The sequence below is a fragment of the Beggiatoa alba B18LD genome (assembly GCF_000245015.1).
GTDB classification, from domain to species: domain Bacteria; phylum Pseudomonadota; class Gammaproteobacteria; order Beggiatoales; family Beggiatoaceae; genus Beggiatoa; species Beggiatoa alba.
On record NZ_JH600070.1, the window covers coordinates 3,927,056 to 3,945,804 of the forward strand.

Genomic DNA, 18,749 nt, shown 5'->3' on the forward strand with positions numbered 1-18,749 from the left:
GAGGCAAAAATGTTTAAAGAGGACGAACAAAAATTTTCAGTATTAGTCGTTGACGACGACCTCTTTATGCGGGGTATGTTGCAAAATTTGCTAGAGGAACAAGGTTATACCGTTATACAGGCTGAAAATGGTGCGAAAGCAATTGATACGTTTAAAATTTATTCGCCTGATTTAGTGTTGTTAGATGCTGCTATGCCTGTGATGGATGGATTTACTGCTTGTTATCAATTAAAGCAAATGAATACAAGCATTGATGTCCCCGTGATTATGATTACCTCTTTAGACGATGAAGCTTCTGTTGATAAGGCTTTTACAGTGGGGGCAGTTGAATATATTACTAAACCTGTGCATTGGGCGGTCTTGCGTCATCGGGTCAAAGTTATTTTAGAGGGTAAACGCGCACAAGTTGCGCTACGTAAAAGTGAAAATCGGTTTCGGGGTATTTTTGAACAAGCTGCGATGGGTATCGCATTGGTCGATATGTCAGGCAAAATTGTGCATCACAACCCAGCCTTACAACAGATGTTAGGTCATACGACCGAACACTTAGAAGGTAAAAACTTTAATAAACTTTTTTACCCTGCAGATACCGCTGTAGAAAAAGAATTCTATTTGCAGTTATTGAGTGAAGAACGTCCGTTTTATCAAATGGAAAAATATTTTTTCCATCACCAAAATAGCCCCATGCTGTGGGGGCGTATTACCACATCGTTGGTGCGAGATGCGAATGATAAACCTCAATATTTAATTCATATGGTGGAAAATATCACCGAGCGAAAACGCGCCCAAACAAAGCAGCGTTTAGCAACAAAAGTCTTTGAAACCACCACCGATAGTGTATTAATCACTGATGCAAATGGTGCAATCATTGATGTGAATCAAGCCTTTATTGTGACAACAGGCTATAGTTATGATGAAGTTTTAGATAAAAAACCACGTTTCTTACAGTCTGGCAGACATGAGGCTTTATTTTATGAGACATTATGGGCAAGTCTGCGCGAAACAGGACGTTGGCGCGGCGAAATCTATAATCGTCGTAAATCTGGCGAAATCTATGCGGTGTGGTTATCTATCAGTGCTATTCGTGGTGAGCATAATGAAATCACACATTATGTTGCTGTCTATTCCGATATGCGGGCATTGCGTGATGATGCAGAAAGGATGCGTCTATTGACGCATTATGATTCGTTGACCGAATTACCAAACCGTCTTTTATTCCATGAACAATTAACCCGCGCCTGTCGTCAAGATGAATGTCTTGCCCTGTTATACCTAGATTTAGATAACTTTAGACAGATTAATGAGCATTTTGGCTATGTAGTTGGTGATGAGTTTTTGAAAACACTGGCAAAACAATTACGCAAGGTCATTCGGGATGGTGACATGATTGCACGTTTAGAAGGGGATGAATTTGCGCTGATTTTATCGCCTATTCATCAAGATTATGACGTGCGTTTACTGGCTGAAAAATTATTTGAACTGGTCACACAGGCTGTGTTTTTAGAAGGGCATGAAGTACAAGTTAATTGCAATATTGGCATTGCTTTTTATCGACCTAACCATGACAGAATAGAAGAAGATGGCATTAGCGTGGTAGAAAAATTGATTCAGCAAGCAGATATGGCAATGTATCTTGCGAAAGAGTCAGGAAAAAATACGTTTTATATTTTTGATGAACACCTCTTAGCCAATATGGTTTAGTCTATACTTGGTTCGATGGCAATTCCTTGCCTGTCTTTATCTGTAGAGACCTTAAACACCTTAACTGTGTAGATAATAAGGTCTCTACAATCATCGATATAACTTATTTTTCATATTGTTTCCTTAATCCTACTCAATCATTCAGTTACTCAATTTATGACGTAACGATAACGAATGATTAATGCATTTTATCGTTTATTCTATGGTAGTGTATTTTCATAGAAGTTTAGCTAAACTACGGTTTAGTTATATTGAAAAGAGATTTTATTCTTTTTTAGAATAAAAAATCTTTGCTACAGTGGGTCATAGGTGATACTTAGTAGTGGACAATTTTTTTTTCCTGCTTCACTATAAAAAGTATTGTGAAATACTTTTTACGCCCACAAATAAAATTTGTTTATTGTCGATATATCTATCGTTTTGAGGAGAATATAATCATGTCCCCACAACCTCAACCCGCTCTTTCAGCGCAACAAGATTCTGCTATTCGTTGGGACAATTTAACTCCTGTCGCTCGTCAGGTTTTACAAGTCACGGCAAAAGCTTGGTTTAGTGCAGAACACACTAATGCTGCTAATAGTGAAGACAGCCAAAGCAGTGAAGCAGCAAGTGGTGTTGCTGGTTGGCAGGTACAATGGGTGAAATGCCAAGAGTGGTTACGCGCTCACAAAGTCATGTTACCCAGTTCATCATAAGATGAAACTATTTTTTTAACTGTGATTCATTGATTTATCCATGATAATCAACGAAATCACAGATATTTTGGGTTATTCTACTAAGTTCGCTAATAAATCCATTTGATACTCATGCGTTAATGGCGCAATGAGTAAATCCAAATAGCCTTCCAATACATCTTCTAGTTTGTATAACGTTAAGTTAATGCGGTGGTCAGTAATACGCCCTTGTGGATAATTATAAGTGCGTATTCGTTCCGAACGGTCGCCACTGCCGACTAAACTCCGTCGTGTTGCTGCCTGTTCTGCATTTTGCTTATCACGTTCCATTTTTAATAAACGGGCTTGTAACCATGACATTGCCTTTGCCCGATTTTTATGTTGAGAACGTTCTTCTTGACACTCTACAACAATACCTGTTGGTAAGTGGGTGATACGAATGGCAGAGTCGGTTTTATTAACGTGTTGCCCCCCCGCCCCCGAAGAACGGTAAGTATCTACTTTTAAATCAGCAGGGTTAATTTGAAATTCGTTAATTTCGCTGACTTCTGGCATCACTGCAACGGTACAAGCAGAAGTATGTATCCGTCCTTGTGCTTCTGTTTCAGGAACACGTTGCACACGATGCCCGCCCGATTCGAATTTTAAAGCAGAGTAAACGTTTTGCCCCGAAATGCGGAGAATAACTTCTTTATAGCCCCCATGCTCCCCTGGGTTTTCGTTAATAATTTCAACTTGCCATCCCTGTTTTTCTGCATAACGAGAATACATCCGCGCTAAGTCGCCCGCAAAAATAGCGGCTTCATCCCCGCCAGTTCCCGCCCGCACTTCAACGAAGGTATTACTGGTATCGTCGGGGTCTTTTGGTAGGAGCAGGATTTGCAATTCATCATTGAGTCGTACTTGTTCAGCCTCAGCTTGATTGAGTTCATCTTCTGCTAACTCCTTCATTTCTGGGTCTTTCAACATTTCTTTAGCGGTTTCTATATCCGCTAAGACTTTTTTATACTGCTGAAAACAGGCAACAACGGGTTGAATCTCTGAGAATTCTTTAGATAACTCACGGAAGCGAGTTTGGTCAGAAATCGTATCAGAATCAGCAAGGAGCGCGTTTAATTCATCTAAACGATCTGAAAGGTTTTCCAGTTTATGTTGAATTGAAGGTTTCATGGTGACTCTAATTAGGGCGGTTTCTGCACAGAAAAACGAGTAGTTTAGGATTTTTTAGGGGTAAACCGCAAACGCTTTTCATCAGATTTTGTTCAGTTACCGTCCATAAATGTCTTCAAAGCGGATAATGTCATCTTCGCCTAAGTAAGCACCTGATTGAATTTCAACGATTTCCAAAGGAATTTTGCCTGGGTTTTCTAAGCGATGCTTGACCCCAAGTGGGATATAAGTCGATTGATTTTCAGTCATTAAAAAGGTGTCTTCACCACAAGTGACTTTTGCAGTCCCTTTGACGACAATCCAGTGTTCGGAGCGGTGGTGGTGCATTTGTAATGAGAGGCTAGAACCAGGTTTGACCATGATGCGCTTTACTTGAAAACGGCTTTCTACATCAATGTTTTCGTAAGTTCCCCAAGGTCTATGGACTTTACGGTGTAAATCTGCCTCTTGGCGTGCTGTATTTTTTAAATGGGTGACGATTTTTTTTACATCTTGTACTTGGTCTTTATGGGCAACCAGTACGGCATCAGCGGTTTCTATCACAATGTGATTATCTAACCCAATCGCGGCAAGTAGGCGATATTCTGCACGTAAATAACTATTTTTCACATTTTCGGCAATCACATCACCAAGTAAAACATTACCTTGCTTATCTTGAGCACTCACTGCCCAAAGTGCTGTCCATGCGCCGACATCGCTCCAACCTGCATCAAGCGGTAATACGGCGGCTGCCTCGGTGTGTTCCATCACTGCATAGTCGATGGAATCACTGGGGCAATTATTAAAGGCATTGGCATCTAAACGTAAAAAATCTTGGTCTTGGGTCGCATGACTCAAAGCTTGTTGGCAAGCAGCAAAAATGGCAGGGGCAAACTTTTCTAATTCTTCTAAATAACGGCTGGCTTTAAACAGGAACATGCCGCTATTCCAATAATACTCGCCTGATTCAACATAATGTTGTGCAGTGGCTAAATTAGGTTTTTCGACAAACTTTTCTACCTTATAGCCTTGTGTTTGGGGAATCGTTTGTGCAGCTTTGATATAGCCGTATCCTGTCTCTGCGCAGTTGGGCACGATGCCAAAAGTGACCAGATAATTTGCCTCTGCCAGTGGAATCGCTTGCTTTAACGTTGAGCAGAATTGTTCTGTGGCAGTAATAATGTGGTCAGCAGGCAGTACCAATAATAAGGCATCGGGGTGTTGCTGTACCGCATGTAATGCAGCAACGGCAACCGCTGGGGCGGTATTACGTCCACTGGGTTCTAATAAAATGTTCTCCGCTTGGAGATTGAGCACCCGTAATTGTTCAGCAACCAGAAAACGGTGGCTTTCATTGCAAACCATTAAGGGGCGTAGCGGTTGTCCTAATCCCGCTAATCGTAAAATTGTATCTTGTAATAATGTGTTGTTACCGACTAACGCTAATAATTGTTTAGGATAATGTTCGCGTGATAAAGGCCATAATCGACTACCCACACCACCCGATAAAATAACAGGAATTAACATTGTGAATTATCACCTTAATGTCATGAGGCTTATTTATAATGCCGCATATTATAACTGGGTCGCTTTGGATTCAAAAATATAAGCTGATGGCTTGTATGATAACGGTTTGACGAATGTTCATTGATAAGCAAAATACCTTTTGTTAATTATATCGACGGATAGTATTGAAATTATTTTGCAATGCTTATGTATAGATTTTTCTTAATTATAAAAATAAGTTAGTTTTTATTGTTTCCTGAAACGCATTAGAAATTTATAGGCAATATTTGTACTTATCTTTTATGGGATATAATTGCCAGATATAAAATAAAAATTTAGCATGAATATTTTGATAATTTCTTAAGTTGTTTATAAGTTTTTCATGCTATAACCGTTTATTAAAGCAAGGAAAAGAAGGAGGAGATTGTGTGTTCAGCCAACCATATGAGTACACATTGCACTGAGGCGACATTGTTAAAAAAAATCGTCGCAAATGATAAAACCCGTTTTGTTGTACTTGATACTGAAACAACGGGATTATTACCCTATGCAGGAGACGAAATTGTCTCTATCAGTTTATTAGAAATGCGGGGCTTAGAATTTACAGGACGAGAATACAAAAGTTTAGTAAATCCACGTCGTTCGATTCCTGTCATGTCCACCGCATTGCACCGTATTAGTGACAGCGATGTTGCTAATAGTCCGTATATCGACGATATTTTGGACGAAATTGTCGAGTTTATTGGAGATGCGATTATCGTCGGGCATCATGTAAATTTTGACTTATGTTTTATTAATAAAGCGTTACAACGTAAATTAGTTTGGCAACTACCTAATTTATGGATAGATACAATGTTATTGTATATTGCCTATAGTGGTAACTTAGGACATTACAGCCTTGATGATGTTGCAAAGTCGTTTCAAATTAAAAACCCCGCACGTCATACTGCATCGGGTGATGCGCAAGTGACAGGGCAAATTTTTCAATGTATGACAAAACAACTATTGTCGAATACAAGCCTTGCCTCTGAGCTGATAGACTTGCAATATAAGGTTATGACGAGCTTCTGGAAACTTTAATTTTACTTGGCTGTTATCTCAACCCCGTGATAAAAAAACCGCTTAAAATCCTTAATGTTTTAAGCGGTTTTTTTATTTATCCCTATCAGACAGAAAAAACACAAACTCTGTGATGTTATGAAAAGTTATTTAAATACTACTGCATTCGACCATCAAGCGATTCCCCAGCTAGGCATTTTATTAATCAACCTTGGCACGCCTGATGAAGCAACGCCACAAGCCTTACGCCGTTATTTGGCTGAATTTTTAGCTGACCCTCGCATTACAGAACTACCGCGCTGGTTTTGGTGGTTTATCCTACATGGCATTATTTTAAGAACACGCCCTGCCAAATCTGCAAAAAAATATCAACAAATTTGGACGGCAACAGGCTCACCATTGCTAAATATTAGCCAACAACAAGTTGAGAAATTACAAACAGTTTTAACCCAACAGTTTCAATCACCTGTCACTGTTGCGATGGGTATGCGTTACGGCAACCCCTCAATTGCGGCAGGGTTAGAACAATTACGCAAAGCCAATGCACAACGCATTCTTTGCTTACCCCTATATCCGCAGTATTCCTCCGCCTCAACAGGTTCTACCTTTGATGCACTTAGCCAAGCGTTTAAAACATGGCGTTGGATACCTGATGTGCGTTTTATCTCACATTATCATGACTTTCCTGCCTATATTCACGCCTTAGCAAACAGCATTCAACAACACTGGGCAACCCATGGACAAGGCGAAAAATTATTATTTTCTTTTCATGGTATTCCACAACGCTTTTTTTCAGCAGGCGACCCTTACCCCTGCGAATGTCAAAAAACCGCCCGTTTAGTTGCGGAAAAATTGGGATTAGCCGACACCCAATGGCAAGTTGCGTTTCAATCCCGTTTTGGGCGTGAGGCATGGATACAACCATACACCGATGAAACCTTAATCCAATGGGCAAAAACAGGGACAAAACGGGTGGATGTTATCTGTGCAGGATTTACCGCTGACTGTTTAGAAACCTTAGAAGAAATTGACATTGAAAACCGTCAGTTATTTCTCAACAATGGCGGACAAGTCTTTCACTACATTCCCGCTTTAAATGCGGAAGATTTACATATTCAAGCACTCGCTGAATTAGTAAAACAACACGCCCAAGGTTGGTCAGATAAACCCTTAAGCGTTTTACAAGCAGAAGCGCGACAACGTGCACAAAGAGCCGCAGACGCTCAAAAATAACTGAATGCCTGATTGAGGTTTCATAAAATGACAGAAACACCGAAAAAACTACTTTATCGTTATTCATTTCCCATTCGCTGGTCAGATATGGACGCATTGGGACATGTGAATAATTCACGTTATTTCACCTTTATGGAACAAGCACGGATTGAATGGCTAGATAGCTTAGGCATGAAATTAGAAGGCGAAGAAGGCCCTGTCTTAGTCAAAGCTGAATGCAATTATTTACTGCCGATTGTTTACCCCGCGACGATTACTGTTGATACCTACGTTGGCAAAACAGGGAGAAGCAGTGTGCCATTTATTCACGAAATTTATGACAGCCAACAACCAACTAAAATCTATGCACAAGGACATGTTGTAATGGTTTGGGTCAATTACCACATGGGAAAATCACTACCACTCCCCGATTTATGGCGACAACACTTTGACGCTTAACCTTAACCCCCTCCGCGATAAAAATAGCGTATTAACCCTCGCTTAAATTCAATTAGATTCTTGTTTTTAGCTTGACTTATCGCTATACTTGCGCGTTTAGGTAAAAATACTGTTTTATTTTCAGGAGACATTATCTGTCATGCTAACTGCCGAAACAAAAAGCAAAATTGTCCAAGAATATCAACGCTCCACTAACGATACGGGTTCTGCTGAAGTCCAAATCGCTTTATTAAGTGCCAATATCGACAGCTTAACTTTACACTTCAAAAGCAATGGCAAAGACTTCCATTCTCGTCGTGGTTTATTAAGAATGGTGAGCAAACGCCGTAGCTTACTCGACTACCTCAAAAAAGAAGATTTCGCGCGTTATCAAACGTTAATCGCCAAACTTGGTTTACGCCACTAAAAATATAGCCTTCCTCTTTTCAGTAAATGAGCGAGTCGGTTAAGGAGTTTCGATGGATCCACTTAAAAAAACGTTTCAGTATGGTCAGCATAGCGTTACGCTAGAAACTGGCGAAATTGCACGTCAGGCTTCTGCTGCTGTCATGAGTAGCATGGGCGACACTGTCGTGTTAGTCACGGTTGTTGGGAGTAAAGAACCTTCAAAAGAAGGCGATTTTTTTCCGCTGACAGTGGATTATCAAGAGCGCACTTATGCCGCAGGAAAAATTCCTGCCAGCTTCTTTAAACGTGAAGGCAGACCTTCCGAAAAAGAAACCTTAACTTCTCGCTTAATTGACCGCCCGTTACGTCCTCTATTTCCTGAAGGATTTACCAACGAAGTCCAAATCGTTGCAACGGTTATGTCATTAGACCCTGAAATAGATCCCGATATTCCTGCCTTAATAGGGGCATCCGCAGCCCTTGCGCTCGCTGGTTTCCCCATGTTAGCAACCTTAGGGGCTGCACGGGTTGGCTACATCAATGGCGAATATGTGTTAAACCCAACAGGGAAGCAACTACAACACTCTGCGCTTGACCTCGTGGTAGCAGGAACACGAACAGCCGTGTTAATGGTAGAGTCTGAAGCGACTGAATTAAGCGAAGAAATCATGCTCGGCGCAGTTCTGTTCGGACATGAACAATTACAAGTTGTTTTAGACGCTATTCAAAGTATGGTGACAGAAGCCAATCCAAGCCCTTGGGTCTGGAAACCTGTCACCTTAGACCCTGCTTTAGTCGAGCAGGTTAAAAATAGTGCAGAAAACCGTTTACGTGAAGCCTATCAAATCCGCGATAAACTAGTTCGCCGTGATACCATTGAAATAATTCGCAAAGAAGTCATCAGCCAACTTTGCGATGTTGAAGCCCCTCAATGGAGCGAGAGCCAAGTTAAATCAGCATTAAGCAAGTTAGAAGAAAAAATCGTTCGTGGCAATATTCTCGGTGGTCTTCCCCGTATTGATGGGCGTGATAATCGCACCATTCGTCCGATTACCATCCGTACAGGTGTTTTACCACGCACCCACGGCTCTGCCCTGTTTACCCGTGGCGAAACGCAAGCCATCGTTGTCACCACCTTAGGCACAGAACGCGATGCCCAAGTAGTTGATGCCTTAGAAGGCGAACGCAAAGAAGGCTTTATGCTCCACTACAATTTCCCTCCCTACTGTGTGGGCGAAATTGGACGCATTGGCACACCGAAACGCCGTGAAATTGGACATGGTCGCCTTGCCCGTCGTGGTGTACAAGCCGTGATGCCTAATCAACAAACCTTCCCCTATTCCGTGCGCTTAGTCTCTGAAATTACCGAATCTAACGGCTCTAGCTCTATGGCGACCGTTTGCGGTGCAAGCCTTGCGTTAATGGATGCAGCTGTGCCTATCAAAGCCCCTGTTGCAGGAATCGCGATGGGTTTAATTAAAGAAGGCGATAACTTTGTGGTTCTCTCCGACATCATGGGCGATGAAGACCACTTAGGCGACATGGATTTTAAAGTTGCAGGGACGACAAACGGCGTTACCGCGTTGCAAATGGATATTAAAATCGACGGCATCACCCGTGAAATTATGGAAATAGCCTTAGCGCAAGCGAAAACAGGGCGGATGCACATTTTAGGCATTATGGGACAAGCCATCTCCACCCCGCGAGAAGAAATGTCCGTTCATGCACCCCGCATTACCAGCTTCCGCATTAAAACCGACAAAATCCGTGATGTTATCGGTAAAGGTGGCGCGACCATTCGTTCAATCACCGAAGAAACAGGCGCAGTTATCGATATCAGTGATGACGGACTGGTTAAAATCGCTTCTTCTGACCAAGCCGCCTCTGAAGAAGCTAAACGTCGGATTTTACAGATTACGACTGACGTTGAAGTCGGTGGAATTTATGACGGTAAAATTGCCAAATTAGTCGATTTCGGTGCATTTGTAACCATCTCCCCCGGAAAAGATGGTTTAGTCCATATTTCCCAAATCTCGGAAGAACGTGTCGACAAAGTAACCGACAAATTGCGCGAAGGCGACACCGTTAAAGTAAAAGTTTTAGAAATTGATAAGCAAGGCAAAATCCGTTTAAGTATGAAAGGGATTCAATAACGCTTAACGCTTGCATTGCCATTCACATAACCTGTTTTTGCTATCCTTCAGCCACTTATCGGATACACAAAAACAGGTTTTTTTATTCGACATCTCATGAATCAACTTAACCTGAGTTCGGCGATTTTCTTTTAAAAAGACAACAGCTTGTCTGAATCAGAATTCATCGAATTTTCAGAATTAGCAGGATTAAAAAGCGTGATTCACCTGACTTTTTGGTTTGAGGGTTTTAAATCCTGTTAATTCTGAAAATCCTGATTCAGAAAATGTTTTAATTTTATCTGGTGAATCCCGATGAAAAACAAGAGAATAATCTCTGCCAGTCCTTCAACCCTTTTCTCGTGTTCCAACAGACCTGCTGGGTTTTCAAAACCTAGCAGGTCTCTGTTTTATTTTATAAATATCGTCGAACTCAGGTTAGTAAATAATCAATGCTAGAAACTTTGATTTAAATAAAAAAATATTTATCTTCCTGATTGTTTAATTTAAAATATATCTCCTTGCTTTAACTACCTTTTTATATATCTAATTATATTACTGATATTTAACTACCTTATTATTTAATATAAAAAATTATGACAATTACCTTTAAATTTTTAGAAGCTGGCTCGGGGGATTCAATTTTAATCTCAGCAGAGGGCAATAATATTTTGATAGATGGGTGAGTAAAATATCAGTTTATCGCTAAACATAGGTGGTGCATCATTAGAAGTGATGCAACAATGCTTAGAAGTTCATAAACTGGACTTAAGTATAGGCAAATATCACTCTCTATTTATCACTACCAACAATTATTAGAAAAAAATTATCCGCTTAAATCCTTCCCAGAAACTGCCTATTTTTTCAACTATCTTTCAAAGAAATAAACATGTCCTCTAAATTTTTTACCAATAGTCATGAACGTAATTTATTTGATAAATTTAAAGGTATTATCCATGACATGACGGGGTTACATGCTTTTCATGCAGTAATTGGTTACTTTCGCTCATCAGGCTATTTTGCATTACAACCATATTTAACCAATGTCAAAGAGATACACATATTAATCGGAATCAATGTAGATCACTTATTTGCAGAAGCACAACGCAAAGGGCTGCTTTATTTTGGCGACGTTGATAAAGCAAAAGATGAATTTTTACGATGGTTTATTCAAGATATCAAAGAAGCAAAATATTCTAAAGAAGTTGAAGACGGTATTTTAATTTTTATCAATGATTTAATAAAAGAGAAAATTAAAGTTAGGGCGCATCATTCCAAAACTGTCCATGCAAAATTTTACTTATTTCTACCCGAACATCACACGCCCCATTCTGATGGCTGGGTTATTATGGGTTCTTCTAATTTGACAGAAGCTGGGCTGGGAATAAAAAAAACTGCTAATTATGAACTAAATATTGCTTTAAAAGATTTTGATGATGTTAAGTTTCTTAAAGACGAATTTTCAACCCTTTGGGAGCAAGCGACAGAAATATTACCTGCTGATATTCAACGCTTTAAGGAAAAAACACACATAGGGCAATCATTTACCCCCTATGAACTTTATATCAGATTTCTCATAGAGTTTTTTGGAAAAAATATCGATTATGACCCAGATACTATTGGAGATTTACCAAAGACCTATAAAAAACTTAGTTACCAAATTGATGCAGTTAATCAAGGATTCCAAATGCTCATTGAGCATAATGGGTTCTTTTTAGCCGATGTTGTGGGACTGGGTAAAACCATTGTTGCCGCAATGATTGCTAAACGATTTCTCATTGCCAATGGTTCTTTAAATACAAAAATATTAGTCGTTTATCCACCAACACTTGAAAAAAATTGGAAAAACACTTTTCGTCAGTTTGGTATTGACCGACATGCCAAATTTATTACCAATGGACGACTAGAAAAAATTATTAAAGGGGAAGATTTAAACTACTGGGCGAAAGAAGACTATGATTTAATTCTGGTTGATGAGGCACATCGTTATCGCAACCATAAATCAACCATGTTTAATAATTTACAACAAATCTGTAAAACCCCTAGAAATGGAGAAGGTTTAATTCAAGGAACAAAAAAGAAAGTTATTCTCATCTCAGCAACGCCACTGAATAATCGCCCTCAAGATTTATATTACCAACTTTTACTTTTCCAAGACGCACGGAAAAGCACACTACCCATAACAAATTTACAAAATTTCTTTAGTCCGATTATTCGTGATTATCAAGAGATTATGTTAAGTAGTGAACCAGACATTGAACAAATTCGCAAACTATACAGCCTAATTCGAGAAAAAATTATTTCTCAAATAACCGTGCGTCGAACCCGAAAAGACTTAAAAAATTATCCCAAATACCTAGAGGACTTAAATGCACAACATATTGTATTCCCTGAAATTGCTGCGCCAAGACCCAAAATTTATGAGTTGAGTACCAAATTAAGTAAATTGTTTTACCGCACTGTTTTCTACCTGACAGACGCAGACAAAATTAACTACACCCGTTACCAAGCCACTGCTTATCTAAAACCAGAATTAAGAGAACAATATTACGAACAAGCAGTTACTTCATCAAAATCGCTTGCAGGTATTATGAAGACTTTTATGGTAAAACGTTTAGAAAGTAGTTTTACCGCGTTCAAAAAATCACTGAATAATTTAGAGACTACGACACAACGAATGATTCAAATGTTTGAAATGGGTAAAATTTTAATTGCACCCGACTTACAGATTAATGATTTAATGGAAAAAGGTTTTAGTATTGATGAGATAGAAACGCTCATTATGGAGGTAAACATTGATAATCCTAAAAATAATGTTTTTACACCCTATGATTTTGAAAACCATTTCATCGAAGGGTTACAGAAAGATGCAATGCTATTACAAGAGCTTATTAAAGAATGGTCAGCCATCACAGAAGACCCTAAACTAGATACTTTTTTTAAAGTATTAGACGAAGAGTTATTGAACTCAATCATTAATCCAACAGGGCAACTCGTTATTTTTACTGAAAGCGTCGATACAGCAGATTATTTACAAGAAAAGCTTGAAAAACGATTAAAGACAAAGGTTTTAAATGTTTCGGCTGATAATAGAAGTAAACTGTTTGAAACTATTCAAGAAAACTTTGATGCGAATTATACGGGTGAGAGGAAAGAAACATATAAGATACTAGTGACGACGGATGTATTGGCTGAAGGAATTAACCTACATCGCTGTAATGTCATCGTAAATTATGATACGCCTTGGAACGCAACTCGTTTAATGCAACGCATTGGGCGCGTAAATCGTATTGGTAGCATTGCTGGGGTTATTTATAACTATAATTTTTACCCGTCAAAACAAGGTGATGAAGAGATAAAACTTTATAATACTGCGTTAATTAAGTTACAAGGCTTTCATACTGCCTTTGGCGAAGATGCACAAATTTATACCCATGAAGAAATGTTAGAACAATTCGAATTATTTAAAGAAGGTACAAAAGATGATGAAGATAAACGTTTGTACTATTTACGTTTTATTCGTGAGTTTAAAGATAATAACCCCCAACTCTTTAAGCGAATTGCACAATTTCCAATGAAAGCAAGAACCGCTAGAAAAGTAGAAAATTCATCAACTGATAATTTGGCACAAAACACTATTATTTTTTTAAAATCACCCTATAAAATTGAATTTTATAAGGTTGATAATGAATTGAAAACAAATGCTTTATCATTTTTAGAAGCCGCACAATATTTTGAAGCAAATGTTAACGAACCCAGTTTTGATTTACCAATACAGCATTATGCTCAAGTAGAAGCCGCTTTACAGACCTTTGAACAAGATTTTTTAAGTACAACTCTTGAGAAAGTTACAAAGAATGATGGGGTTATTTCCGCAAAAGCAAGAAAATTTTTGCGTGATATGGAAAAATCTTGTCAGCAAGAAGAAGCGAAAATAGCTTATATTAATTTATTAAATTTAATCGACAAGGGGACTATTACGAATTTACCCACAGAAATGAATAAAATTATTCGCCAATTGGATAAAAAATTAATCACCAATGAGCAAGTCAGTCGACTGATTATTAAATTGGCTAAAAAATACAATGTTCAGCACAATATAACGGAAGAAAATCCAGATAAATTAGAAGCAACACCTGAACCTAATATCATTTTATCTGAGACTTTTATTGAATAAATTTACAAGAAACCGCTCATGATTGATAAAAAAACGTTACAAACAGAAATATTAGAAGCTCCTTACCAACCTGAAAAATGGCGAGATGTTTTAATTCGCTATTTTGGAGCTAAAAAATTTCATCAATTGCCTCAAATAATTCCTATATCAGATAATGAGTTAGCAACAGAAGCCGTTGAACTTGGCAGCTTTTATACGGCAGATGAAAGATTGATAGGCATTTATGAGGTAAAACTCACGCCCCAAATATGGATTAGTAAAAATCGGGTCGGATTACGTAATTTATTACGACAAGTATATCAATATGATGTGGATGGTGCGCTTATTGTCTTTGTGCAAGAGGATAAATGGCGTTTTAGCTACATCAGTGAAATAAGAACTTTAGACGAAAAAAAGCAAACAGAACCAAAACGTTATACTTATCTATTTGGCAAAGGTGAAAGTTGCAGAACAGCCGCAGACCGTTTTGATAAATTAAAAGATAAACCCATTTATTTAAACGATTTATATGAAGCGTTTAGTGTAGAAAAGCTCAATAAAGACTTTTTTAAGACTTATAAAGCGTTTTATGAAAAATTCTGGCAGTATTTGGCAAAAAATACAGAATATTATCAACAGCTAATAGACAACCGTCAAACTGATGAGGATAAAAAACAAAAGCCAATTCGTGATTTTGCTAAAAAACTATTAGGTAGAATGGTATTTTTACAATTTTTACAAAAAAAGGGCTGGTTGGGCGTTTCTGCAAGTCGTAAAGATTGGAAAAACGGCGATATGAAATTTTTACAATCATTATTTAGAAGTCACCCGCAGCCCGAGAAATTCCACAGTACAGCTTTAAAAACATTGTTTTTTGAAACGTTAAATATAAAACGTGAAAATGACATTGCACCCGCCTCGTTAGGAATCGCCATAAAATTACCGTATCTCAATGGTGGTTTATTTGACCAAGACAGTGCTTTTATTTATAAAATTGATTTTCCTGCGGATTATTTTGCGAATTTATTAGATTTTTTTGAACAGTATAATTTTACGATTGATGAAAATGACCCCTATGACAGTGAGATAGGTATCGACCCTGAGATGTTAGGGCATATTTTTGAGAATTTATTAGAAGAAAACCGTGAAAAGGGTACATTTTACACCCCTAAAGAAATTGTACATTTTCTCTGTCAAGAAAGTTTAATTGAATATTTGCATACCCAATTACCATTGGAAAACAAAGAAGTATTTGAATTATTGATTAGAAATAATCAAGTACATGCTAGTATCACTGCTTATAAAAAAGCGAATATTATCAATGATAAATTGAAAGCCGTTAAAATTTGTGACCCGACTATTGGTTCTGGTGCATTTCCAATGGGGTTATTGAAGGAAATTTTTGAATGTCGCCGTTTGCTTTATCCTTATTTAAGAAATCATACGATTTTTGACCCTATTGCGGTTAAAAAAGAGATTATTCAAAAGAATATCTATGGGGTTGATTTAGAATATGGTGCGGTGGAAATTGCCCGTTTGCGTTTTTGGCTGACATTGGTCGTTGATGAGGATGAACCACAACCTTTGCCCAATCTTGATTTTAAAATTATGCAGGGAAACAGTTTACTGGAGCGGTTTGGCACGGTTAAATTGGAAGATTTAGCGAAGAAAACAGAGAATGCTGTTGAGGAAAGACAGCCATCACTAGGTATTGGTTTTGAAGCAGAAAAACCGCTTGAGGCTTTTTCTCAAGATAGTAAAGAACAATTGGATAAGTTAATCGATAAATATTTTGACCCTGATAAGTTGGAGAAAGACACAGGGGAAAAACTAGATAAATCTGAGGCAAAAAAACAAATTAATCAATTTGTGGAGAAAAAAATCCATGCTTTTATACAAGCATGTCAAGATGATTTGACATATAAAATTAAGGCAGTAGAACGTAAATGGGAAAGCTTGGGAATTAACGTTAAAAATAAGGATTTTACAAAACTGAATCAAAAATCAAAAGAGTTTAAGCAATATCTTGATTGGCAAAAGCAATTAGCGGGTTTAGATGAAACTGAACAGAAGTTGCTTGTTCTACAAAAAACAGAAGATAAGCCTTATTTCTTATGGCATTTATGGTTTAAAAATGTATTTAAAGAAGGAGGATTTGACATTGTTATTGGTAATCCGCCTTACAGACAGTTGCAAAAAATGACGGAAGAAATTCATATTTTGCAAGAATTGGGTTATGAAACATTTACGAGGATGGGGGATTTGTATTGTTTATTTTATGAAAAAGGACTTAGTTTATTAAAATATAATGGAATTCTTGCGTTTATTACGTCTAATAAATGGATGCGTGCGGCTTATGGCGAATCTTTACGGCAGTATTTTATTAAGCATTCAAATCCATTGATATTAATCGATTTTGGCGGTTTTCAGGTTTTTGATAGTGCAACAGTGGATACTAACATTTTTATTGGGCAGAAAGCTGAGTTTCAGAATAAAGTAAAAACGTGTGTTTTTGGAAAGGATTTTAGTTTAAAAAATATGAGCGATTTTTTTCAACAGCACTCAACCCTCAATACCCATTTCAATACCCCAAACAGTTGGATTGTCGTTGATGAAATAGAAAAACAAATCAAAGAAAAAATTGAAAAAATCGGTACTCCACTCCGTGAGTGGGATATTAATATTTATCGTGGTGTATTAACAGGTTACAACGAGGCTTTTATTATTGATAGTGCAACAAGAGATAAACTAATCTCAGTTTCACCAAATTCAGCAGAAATAATACGACCAATTTTAAGAGGCAGGGATATTAAGCGGTATGGGCATGAATGGCAGGGCTTGTACATAATAGGAACTCTTCCGAGTTTGAGAGTGGATATTGAAAAATATCCTGCGGTAAAAGAGCACCTACTTTCTTTTGGAAGGGAACGACTAGAACAAACTGGTAAACAATATAAAGTGGATGGAAAAATTATCAAATCAAGAAAAATAACGAATTATCAATGGTTTGAAACTCAAGATAGTATAAGTTATTGGGAGGATTTTTTTAAACCTAAGATTATTTACCCAGAAATTGTTAGAGAACCTCAATTTTCATATGACACAAACTCTATATTTATTAATGATACTTGCTTTGTCATGGTAGGACAGAACTTAAAGTATATATTAGCATTACTCAATTCAAGACCAGTTTCATATTTTTTCAAGAAATTCTATGCAGGTGGTGGACTTGGAGAAGATGGATATAGATATAAAAAAGTTTTTTTAGAAAATTTACCTTTACCAAAACCAGATAATCAATTAGAGGATAAAATTAATCATTTAGTTGATGAAATTCATAAACAAAAGGAAGATAATCGAGAAACACTCTATATTGAAAATGAACTAGATACATTAATATTTAATTTATACAGTTTAACTGAAGAAGAAATACAAATTATTATAAAATAATAAAAAATTATCTTATATAACACTAGCTAAAACGACTAACTTTCTTTCTTCTTGGCTGAGATTATATAAATCAAATATTAGCGTGTCGATTTCATTTTCAAGCTGGGTGGTTTTTTGATTTATAGCCTTTAATTCTTGAATTAAAATAATTTTTTCCCTAAAAAACTCATTAGTATTTTCATCAACTTTAATAACTGGGATTTTGTCAAAAAACACCTTTCTTAATTCCCTTGTTCCACCTAGTAATTCTGGGAAGTTTTCTCGGAAACAGAACTTAAATAATGACGAATTAAAAAAAGCAGTTAAAAAAGATATATTAGAACTTGTAATCATAAAACATTTATTGTTAATGTAATACCCATGTTCATCATAATAGAAAGGTAAAAATTTAGTTATTTCTGGGTAAATAATCTTAGGTTTAAAAAAATCCTCCCAATAATTTGCTCCCCAACGTTGTAATGCATACCACTCATAGCGTATTCCAGTTTCAGCTTTATTTCTGTTAGAAAGTTCGGTTTTGAATTGAAGCAAATGGTTATAAATAGCTGGATACTGTCTTTTAAAAATATCTTCTGCCTCTTCGGAAGCCCCTTTAATTAATGAGTTTTTATGTAAAGGAAAATGCCAAGGAATAAAAAGCAACCACAAATCAGCAGACTCATACCCATACCGCTTAATATCCCTGCCTCTTAAAATTGGTCGTATTATTTCTGCTGAATTTGGTGAAACTGAGATTAGTTTATCTCTTGTTGCACTATCAATAATAAAAGCCTCGTTGTAACCTGTTAATACACCACGATAAATATTAATATCCCACTCACGGAGTGGAGTACCGATTTTTTCAATTTTTTCTTTGATTTGTTT

The 18,749-nt window shown here is 37.3% G+C and carries 12 protein-coding genes; 9 read left to right on the forward strand and 3 right to left on the reverse strand.

Translation table 11 applies throughout. The features are described from left to right. Positions 1-9: 9 nt before the first annotated feature. Together BEGALDRAFT_RS16185 and BEGALDRAFT_RS16190 are read left to right on the forward strand one after the other, a co-directional pair. On the forward strand, positions 10-1,701 hold the full coding sequence (locus BEGALDRAFT_RS16185) for a PAS domain S-box protein (RefSeq protein WP_002691859.1): 1,692 nt from the start codon (positions 10-12) through the stop codon (positions 1,699-1,701). Between the two features lie 437 nt (positions 1,702-2,138). Beyond that, positions 2,139-2,396 carry a hypothetical protein gene (locus BEGALDRAFT_RS16190; protein ID WP_002691861.1) on the forward strand — a complete coding sequence of 86 codons (258 nt, stop codon included), beginning with the start codon at positions 2,139-2,141 and terminating at the stop codon, positions 2,394-2,396. Between the two features lie 72 nt (positions 2,397-2,468). Here the strand turns inward: BEGALDRAFT_RS16190 and prfA are convergent, their stop codons facing one another. Together prfA and BEGALDRAFT_RS16200 are read right to left on the reverse strand one after the other, a co-directional pair. Then, entirely contained in the window at positions 2,469-3,545 is a 1,077-nt protein-coding gene (gene prfA, locus BEGALDRAFT_RS16195; RefSeq protein WP_002691863.1) for a peptide chain release factor 1, read from the reverse strand. Between the two features lie 96 nt (positions 3,546-3,641). Next, a complete protein-coding gene (locus BEGALDRAFT_RS16200) occupies positions 3,642-5,051 on the reverse strand; it encodes a mannose-1-phosphate guanylyltransferase/mannose-6-phosphate isomerase (protein ID WP_002691865.1) in 1,410 nt (469 codons plus the stop codon). A gap of 423 nt (positions 5,052-5,474) precedes the next feature. Between BEGALDRAFT_RS16200 and BEGALDRAFT_RS16205 the strand changes: the two genes are divergently transcribed. The 7 genes from BEGALDRAFT_RS16205 (at position 5,475) to BEGALDRAFT_RS16235 (ending at position 17,885) form a co-directional block, all read left to right on the forward strand. After that, on the forward strand, positions 5,475-6,110 hold the full coding sequence (locus BEGALDRAFT_RS16205; RefSeq protein WP_040295010.1) for a 3'-5' exonuclease: 636 nt from the start codon (positions 5,475-5,477) through the stop codon (positions 6,108-6,110). A 117-nt stretch (positions 6,111-6,227) separates the two neighbouring features. Further along, a complete protein-coding gene (gene hemH, locus BEGALDRAFT_RS16210; protein ID WP_002691869.1) occupies positions 6,228-7,322 on the forward strand; it encodes a ferrochelatase in 1,095 nt (364 codons plus the stop codon). A gap of 27 nt (positions 7,323-7,349) precedes the next feature. After that, positions 7,350-7,760, forward strand: coding sequence for an acyl-CoA thioesterase (locus tag BEGALDRAFT_RS16215; RefSeq protein ID WP_002691872.1), 411 nt, complete (start codon positions 7,350-7,352; stop codon positions 7,758-7,760). 139 nt (positions 7,761-7,899) lie between these two features. Beyond that, positions 7,900-8,166: a 30S ribosomal protein S15 gene (gene rpsO / locus BEGALDRAFT_RS16220; protein WP_002691874.1), complete on the forward strand. Its 267-nt coding sequence runs from the start codon at positions 7,900-7,902 to the stop codon at positions 8,164-8,166. A gap of 52 nt (positions 8,167-8,218) precedes the next feature. Beyond that, positions 8,219-10,300 (forward strand): polyribonucleotide nucleotidyltransferase, encoded by a 2,082-nt coding sequence (pnp, locus tag BEGALDRAFT_RS16225; protein ID WP_002691876.1) that lies wholly within the window; start codon positions 8,219-8,221, stop codon positions 10,298-10,300. 868 nt (positions 10,301-11,168) lie between these two features. Further along, positions 11,169-14,456, forward strand: coding sequence for a helicase-related protein (locus BEGALDRAFT_RS16230; protein ID WP_002691878.1), 3,288 nt, complete (start codon positions 11,169-11,171; stop codon positions 14,454-14,456). An 18-nt stretch (positions 14,457-14,474) separates the two neighbouring features. Continuing rightward, positions 14,475-17,885: an Eco57I restriction-modification methylase domain-containing protein gene (locus tag BEGALDRAFT_RS16235; protein ID WP_002691880.1), complete on the forward strand. Its 3,411-nt coding sequence runs from the start codon at positions 14,475-14,477 to the stop codon at positions 17,883-17,885. A 12-nt stretch (positions 17,886-17,897) separates the two neighbouring features. Here BEGALDRAFT_RS16235 and BEGALDRAFT_RS16240 read toward each other — a convergent pair. Continuing rightward, the coding region (locus BEGALDRAFT_RS16240; RefSeq protein WP_002691883.1) for a TaqI-like C-terminal specificity domain-containing protein at positions 17,898-18,749 on the reverse strand (852 nt) is incomplete at its 5' end.

Excerpts from the sequence above, each read along its gene's own strand:
- BEGALDRAFT_RS16185 (WP_002691859.1), top strand. The coding sequence starts at position 10 with ATGTTTAAAGAGGACGAACAAAAATTTTCAGTATTAGTCGTTGACGAC.
- BEGALDRAFT_RS16190 (WP_002691861.1), top strand. The coding sequence starts at position 2,139 with ATGTCCCCACAACCTCAACCCGCTCTTTCAGCGCAACAAGATTCTGCT.
- prfA (WP_002691863.1), bottom strand. The coding sequence starts at position 3,545 with ATGAAACCTTCAATTCAACATAAACTGGAAAACCTTTCAGATCGTTTA.
- BEGALDRAFT_RS16200 (WP_002691865.1), bottom strand. The coding sequence starts at position 5,051 with ATGTTAATTCCTGTTATTTTATCGGGTGGTGTGGGTAGTCGATTATGG.
- BEGALDRAFT_RS16205 (WP_040295010.1), top strand. The coding sequence starts at position 5,475 with ATGAGTACACATTGCACTGAGGCGACATTGTTAAAAAAAATCGTCGCA.
- hemH (WP_002691869.1), top strand. The coding sequence starts at position 6,228 with ATGAAAAGTTATTTAAATACTACTGCATTCGACCATCAAGCGATTCCC.
- BEGALDRAFT_RS16215 (WP_002691872.1), top strand. The coding sequence starts at position 7,350 with ATGACAGAAACACCGAAAAAACTACTTTATCGTTATTCATTTCCCATT.
- rpsO (WP_002691874.1), top strand. The coding sequence starts at position 7,900 with ATGCTAACTGCCGAAACAAAAAGCAAAATTGTCCAAGAATATCAACGC.
- pnp (WP_002691876.1), top strand. The coding sequence starts at position 8,219 with ATGGATCCACTTAAAAAAACGTTTCAGTATGGTCAGCATAGCGTTACG.
- BEGALDRAFT_RS16230 (WP_002691878.1), top strand. The coding sequence starts at position 11,169 with ATGTCCTCTAAATTTTTTACCAATAGTCATGAACGTAATTTATTTGAT.
- BEGALDRAFT_RS16235 (WP_002691880.1), top strand. The coding sequence starts at position 14,475 with ATGATTGATAAAAAAACGTTACAAACAGAAATATTAGAAGCTCCTTAC.